8 protein-coding genes are annotated in these 6,104 nt (G+C 47.7%); 2 read left to right on the top strand and 6 right to left on the bottom strand.

Annotated elements, in window-relative coordinates; translation table 11 throughout:
- Positions 1-663 precede the first annotated feature (663 nt).
- Positions 664-1,458 (top strand): hypothetical protein, encoded by a 795-nt coding sequence (locus tag VE954_RS11375; RefSeq protein WP_324952760.1) that lies wholly within the window; start codon positions 664-666, stop codon positions 1,456-1,458.
- A gap of 134 nt (positions 1,459-1,592) precedes the next feature.
- Positions 1,593-1,781, top strand: coding sequence for a hypothetical protein (locus VE954_RS11370; RefSeq protein ID WP_324952758.1), 189 nt, complete (start codon positions 1,593-1,595; stop codon positions 1,779-1,781).
- A gap of 129 nt (positions 1,782-1,910) precedes the next feature.
- Here VE954_RS11370 and VE954_RS11365 read toward each other — a convergent pair whose 3' ends face one another.
- From VE954_RS11365 to VE954_RS11340, 6 genes are all read right to left on the bottom strand, one after another.
- Positions 1,911-2,330: a DUF1398 domain-containing protein gene (locus VE954_RS11365; protein WP_324952756.1), complete on the bottom strand. Its 420-nt coding sequence runs from the start codon at positions 2,328-2,330 to the stop codon at positions 1,911-1,913.
- 171 nt (positions 2,331-2,501) lie between these two features.
- Positions 2,502-3,203 carry a GNAT family N-acetyltransferase gene (locus VE954_RS11360; protein WP_324952754.1) on the bottom strand — a complete coding sequence of 234 codons (702 nt, stop codon included), beginning with the start codon at positions 3,201-3,203 and terminating at the stop codon, positions 2,502-2,504.
- Positions 3,200-3,694: a MarR family winged helix-turn-helix transcriptional regulator gene (locus tag VE954_RS11355; protein WP_324952752.1), complete on the bottom strand. Its 495-nt coding sequence runs from the start codon at positions 3,692-3,694 to the stop codon at positions 3,200-3,202. The genes VE954_RS11360 and VE954_RS11355 overlap by 4 nt, the downstream gene beginning before the upstream one ends.
- A gap of 291 nt (positions 3,695-3,985) precedes the next feature.
- A complete protein-coding gene (locus VE954_RS11350; RefSeq protein ID WP_324952750.1) occupies positions 3,986-4,387 on the bottom strand; it encodes a type II toxin-antitoxin system VapC family toxin in 402 nt (133 codons plus the stop codon).
- Positions 4,388-4,389: 2 nt separating this feature from the next.
- A complete protein-coding gene (locus VE954_RS11345) occupies positions 4,390-4,704 on the bottom strand; it encodes a hypothetical protein (RefSeq protein ID WP_324952748.1) in 315 nt (104 codons plus the stop codon).
- Between the two features lie 397 nt (positions 4,705-5,101).
- Positions 5,102-5,809 (bottom strand): hypothetical protein, encoded by a 708-nt coding sequence (locus tag VE954_RS11340; RefSeq protein WP_324952747.1) that lies wholly within the window; start codon positions 5,807-5,809, stop codon positions 5,102-5,104.
- Positions 5,810-6,104 lie beyond the last annotated feature (295 nt).

The raw sequence follows: 6,104 nt of genomic DNA, 5'->3' as shown, positions 1-6,104 counted from the left end.
AGTCCAGCGGCAACTGTTCAAACCAAGTGCGAAGAGAAAAACCCGGCTGCATAGTCGGGGCTGTGGATCCACGCGCGCGTTACTTGAAGGGGGACCTTGCGTTTTTTACAGGGGAACTGTCCGGCTGCTGGACCCATCCTTGGAAATCTGGCTCAGGCTGTTTTAACAGTAAGGCCTTGAGTTCGTCCTCATCCCTGGGGCTAAGATTGTACTTTTTTCTGAGGATTGCATATTTGTCCAAAAGATGATCAGGATCTCTGTCTTCCAAAGCCCAGGCATTTTCGGCGATTGATAAAAACAGGAAAATGCTGAAAAAGATCCATCTTGTGCATGAATTGGCCATGCAACGTGATCTTAGGCTCAGCCGTCCATGTTTCAAAAAAATGTTCATCTTGTGAGCGAAAAGCCAATGGAAATAGGGTGGCTAAGTTTGTTTGCTTCCTTATCAATATCGGCAGATCGGCGTTGGACTCAAGGAAGACCAGAATGGGCGCTTCATCGCCGGAAAGCCCTGATAGAAGCGTGATATGTTCATAAAATTCCCCAGTGGATAAAATTCCTGGAGACAGTGGCGTATTATAGGCTTATTATCGTGGGAATTGACTACAGTTCGCGATATTGCCAAAGCACGGAACTTCTGACTTGGCGCAGCAGGGAGTTGTCATGAAGCTTTGGTTCCTCGCGAGTCTATTTCCGATTCTGCTGGCTCAGACGCCCGCTCCTTTATCCTTGAGTGTCGGCTTGCCTGATTCCCAGGTCTATCCCCAGTATTGGAATCATGCAGGCAAACTTGAAGGTTACCTTCCCGCATTGCTCAGACGTTTTGCTGCCGAGGCGGGCATTGTGCTGGACCTCAGGTTTTATCCCGTTCGACGTTATGTTTCCGAATTCAAGGAAGAACGACTGGATTTCATCACCCCATCAAACCCATTGTGGTCGGAGAATTCTTCCAAGTTCAAGGTTCAGTATTCCATATCCTTCATGCAAAGCCGTGCTGGATTCATTGGCCTGACTTCACAGCTCCATCCCGCTCATATTAAAGATGTGACAACACTTGCAGGCTATACGGTTTCATTCCTTTCCGATAAGAGCACCGGATTTAAGGACGTGAAATTAAATTACGTCAACAGCATCGACAGCGCCATGATGATTCTCATAGCCAGGCGCACGGATCTCGTCTATCTGCATTTTGATGCGGTCCAGGAATGGTTGCGCAAGCAACAAAGGGTGAAAGAACCGGTTCATTTTCACGAAAAGTATTCGGAACTTTGGGATTATCACCTGGCAACCATTAAGCACCCCGGGATCATCGCCGATTTCAATCGCTGGTTACAAAAAAAACCGAATGCTGTGGATGAAGCCAAAGCCTTGGTCAAGACTCTTGAAGCTCCCATATACCCATCGACATCACCAGGACATCAAACTCATGCGCCTGAAAGGTCGCCGAGGGACCCATAAACCGGTTCGCTTTGAAGGGCGATGTGATTCGCCTCACCGAGTTCGGCGCTGATCCGATCTTAATGGTTCCACAGCGGTCCTCAATACGAAGCCACAGCCTGAAAGCTTTCACTTTGGATTCGGAGAACAGCACCTTGCTCCATACGCCTTCTGAAGCTGAAAAACTGCAGACGGAATTTGGCCTTTCGGTTGTACGTTCGAAGGCTCTTCCCGGAACATTGCCACTTGTTAAAGGTGATCTCATTCCGAAAATAAAACCCAAAGTCGAAACTGTTCCCGCTTCTGAATTGGAGAAGATACAGGAAGGGAAAATCGAAGAGTAAAATAGGATATAAAAGTCTAATTTGATCTGACACTTTCAAAAATAAGTTTCGATTTCGTCGAAATATCCCAAATAGAAGTTGGCGCTTTCCTATGAACAAAACTTCATTAGAAGCGCTTCTTCAAAGTATTCACCTCGTTACTTCAACGGCAGGATAATTCTCGACGTAGGATTCTCCAAATGCTCCATAGTATGCCACTTCGCGTTTTTCCAGATCCACATCGTAGCTGATAACCCCAGCCTCCCAGCACGCTTTGAGGAATTCTGGAAACGTACTTTGCCCAGCTTGATCCATACGCAGCGCTCGAATAAGAGCATCTTGATCAAAGGCTGGAATATCTGCGTTGCCTGTGAGAAGAGGCGCTCCCTGAGATACCACAGCCCCTTCAGTAGTAAGATACACACTTTGGCACGAAGGCAGCGACCACGAGTTACGCGTCACACCCGAAATTCGTAGTGCTTCGGCCAAATAAGGAAATCCCCCAATTTTCGGACGAATGCTCATGGCGAATTTTTGCGCTTCCATGAGATTGGTAATGGCTTTGCTCATGTTCATATTCCTTTTTAAAAATCAGTTTGATCCGCGATTCCCGCTAATTTTGGAACAAGCTCACCACATTAGTTGTAAAAGTTTAAACTCCATCTGACTTTTCTATAACCAAGTTTTGATTCCACAAGACAAGTGGAATTTTTCAAAGGGGGTATTGTTTAAACTGGGGTGCTAGAGGCTGCCAAGGCCTTGAAGGGCGATGGTTGCAACATACACGGGACATCGAACCCGAAATCCGATCGACTCATAAAGCTTGATTGCTGCTGTATTTGTCGCGTAGGCATGAAGGTAAGGTGTTTCTCCACGGTCGATGATCCGGGCGGCAACAGCAGTCGAGAGCACGCGAGCGTAGTTCCGGCCACGCGCGCTCGGATGGACACACACCCCACTTATCTCCGTGTATCCCAGGTGTTTCATGCGTTCCCCGGCCATCGCTACAAGCACGTTATTTTCTTTGATTCCCAAGAAGCCGCCAAGGCTCGCAGTACCAAGCTCAAAGGGTCCAGGCCTAGTCAATGTGGCAAGCTCAAGCATCGCAGGCACATCTTGATTTGAGAGGATTTCGATCTGACCAATGACCCTGTCGATCATCGGTTCAAGATGATTAGCGACCATCTGCACACCTGGCGCCATCATGATAACATCCACGCGGGGTGGAAGCACAATCTGTTCAGCTTGCAGCAAGATTAGATGCCCAGAAAGTGGAATCAATTCGGCCAGTGCATCTAGACTTTGCGGGCTGTCGTCGCAGGCGGCAGCTAAAGGGCCAATATTAGGAGAAAATCGACGCGCAAGGGCACCTCCCACCGCGACGAGTGTTTGACAAGTGCTGAGAGCATTCCATACAGGCCGATCAAGGACATGCTTGGTCATGTGTTTGGTTCCTTTTTTAACTTAGCCCGATGACGCAGTGGCTGGTCGATAAGACCGTCCTCGATAGCTGTAAGCTGGTCAAGTAGCGGGCCGTTCAACTTGTGACACAGATCTCTCACGGCGTGTTCGATTGCTGGCCATGCAGCACGTTTTCCAACCATGACGAGGTCTTTGCCTTTCGCAGTGAGACTGACCACTTTCCTCCGTTGATCTTCGTCAGAAGGAACAACGAGCACCAATTTACTCTCCTCAAGCTGGAGAATGGTGCGGGTTGCGCCTGGTTGAGTTACCCCTACTGCGCGGGCCAGGTCACCAATTGTCTGAGGCCCTAGCCGGTCGATCGCGGCAAGAAATGGAAATTGCGCTGAGGGAATTGCAAGCTCGTGATCGTCAAGAATACGTTGCGTGTCAGCTTGAATGCGCTCGCCTAAACGCCTGAGCCTAGTACCAAGGGTCAGGTATCCGAGTCGACGCACAATATCTTCTGTCATGTGACAGCCTCCAAATAACATAACTTCTTATATAACATGTTATGTAATTGTCAATTGGAAGATTTTTTCGCACTATTGTGCGTAACATTGTCCCCATAATCTAAGTCATTTATGGCTTACGATCTGAATTCAAGCTAAATGGGGTACTCAAGCGGCAGGTAAATCTGCTTCTAAGATGAAAATTATGAACCTTAAAGGCCCCAGCTTGCTGATCTGCGTAAGCAATGTAATTGTCATCTCAAATAAAAACGTATTCTGAATTTTGCCAGATCAGAGTCAAACTTTTACACATTAGTGCGAAAACGGATTCTCCACTTCCCCCCAGCAGATGAAATCTTTCACGTTGTCAGTAACAATCTTCAGACTATGATGAGCTGCAGTTGCACCGATAAGCAGGTCTTGTGCATGAAGGGTTAGACCTTTTTGCAAGGTCTCAGATCGCTTTGCGGCAGCAATCGACGCTATTTCGCGCGTCACATCAAGGACTCGGAGAGGCGCAATTTTTATGAATTTGTCGAGTGCAGCAAGAGCATTCATCATTCCGGCTCGCCTTAGACCACTTTCGATTTCATAGATCACAACAACGGATGTGAAAATATCCGGATGCTCTTTGAGCCACTGCTGGCAAATTCTGCCGCTTTCACCTCTTTTGAAGAGACCGGATAGTATGCAGGAATCCACAAGGTAAGCCACGATCAGTCCTCACTATCGAATTCAAGCACGGTTTTCGCAGTGCCGCGCGGTGGCAGTATCTCGGTCTCGCCGTCGTAACCATCAGCCTCAGCTGATTCCTGTATTTCTTTGAAAAGCGCATCGAGACTGGACCTTCGCATTTCACGCTTGAAATTCTCAAATTCCTCGAGCATTGCAAGCGGAATAACGGCGACGGCTTTCTCATCCTTGGTTTTTCGATCGATGATTATTTGAGGTGCCTCGAATGCCTGAAGAATTAAATCAGACATCTGACTTCGGGCCTCACTGACTGACCACTCTTTTCGTTTCAATCCCATAGCCTGCCCTCCTTGGACAAAGGTACATCGGCACAAATGTATTATAACTTAAGTACAAATGTAAAGGAATTTTATGTTAGGTGGTTACGAAATAGGCATTCAACCAGCCAAATCTCAGCGAACGCAAGGGTTTTTGGACAAAGGCAATTATTCGCAATAATTTCAGTTACTTATTCCGGCGTACAACTCGAGGAAAATATCGTCCAAAATACTACCCTTAAAAAATCATTGGGCGCGTCAATTCGGCGATATTTTTATGCTGCTATTTTGCGACATTAGTGGTTTGCTATCAGCCAAAAGGTAACTGTGTCGATAAATCAGTTGTCAGTCAGCCCTTCCTAATCTCACATTCTACGCGGAAACCCATTTTCGAATTCTACATGGATTGTGACTCTACTTAAGGGCGGCGCAGAATCACACGCTGTATGCGGATTTCGCTTGGCCTTTGAAGCAAGATCTTGATCTCAGTCGCCAGGCCGTTATTGTAACCAATGCAGGCATCAGCTTGACCTATTTTTACATAACGAACGCCGCGCAAGAGATTGCATTCCTGTTCAGAATTGCCACTGTTCTCACCCAAGACTCCCGCATTCAACGGAAGATGTGGATCGGGCCAACCTAAGAATCCTACCCTTTGTGAAACAAAGACATTTTCGTCTTTGACTTCACCAGGAGTGCAGTCGAACATACTCTTCACCTCAAGTACGGCCTGAATGAGTCCAACCACACCTTCCGCAGCATTCAAAACCCGAGAGCTCTGAATGGAAGCCGCCGTATCCTGGGCTTGACTCACGCTGACCTTGCAGGTTTCCTTGCCTTGAATCGAGCCGTTCCCGGCTGAATCAATATTGAACAATGAGATGACGTTGGGGTCTCCTGCCGTAAACGTCCGACTGGTGGGCACATCGACCGCGGCTCCTGTGCCAGGATTCTGCACATAACTTCCCTTGTACGACACCATGCGCCATGCGCCGCTGATTTTGAGCGCGGTTGCCCCCCCATCCAGTTCCGACGACTCCGATTCTGAACGTCCACAATAAGTCATGAGCAGCCCAACCGCTAAGATCCTCGCAATCTGAATGTTGATACTGAAGTGTCGCTTCATGGAACCCCCTTTCAAATAGTCGGTTAATTGTTTGTAGCGAGCGCACATCTACAATCAATGGCAACTCATGCACGGCCAGTGAGCGTAAAGAAGAAATAGATTTATATTGGTAACTTAATATCAATAGGGCTCAGAGTCGTTGAAGCATTTATTCAAGGATGGGTCCAGCAGCCGGACAGTTCCCCTGTAAAAAACGCAAGGTCCCCCTTCAAGTAACGCGTGCGTGGATCCACAGCCCCGACTATGCAGCCGGGTTTTTCTCTTCGCACTTGGTTTGAACAGTTGCCGCTGGACT

It is taken from the genome of Oligoflexus sp., from assembly GCF_035638955.1.
Lineage (GTDB): Bacteria > Bdellovibrionota_B > Oligoflexia > Oligoflexales > Oligoflexaceae > Oligoflexus.
This window is presented reverse-complemented; position numbering and strand designations above follow the sequence as displayed.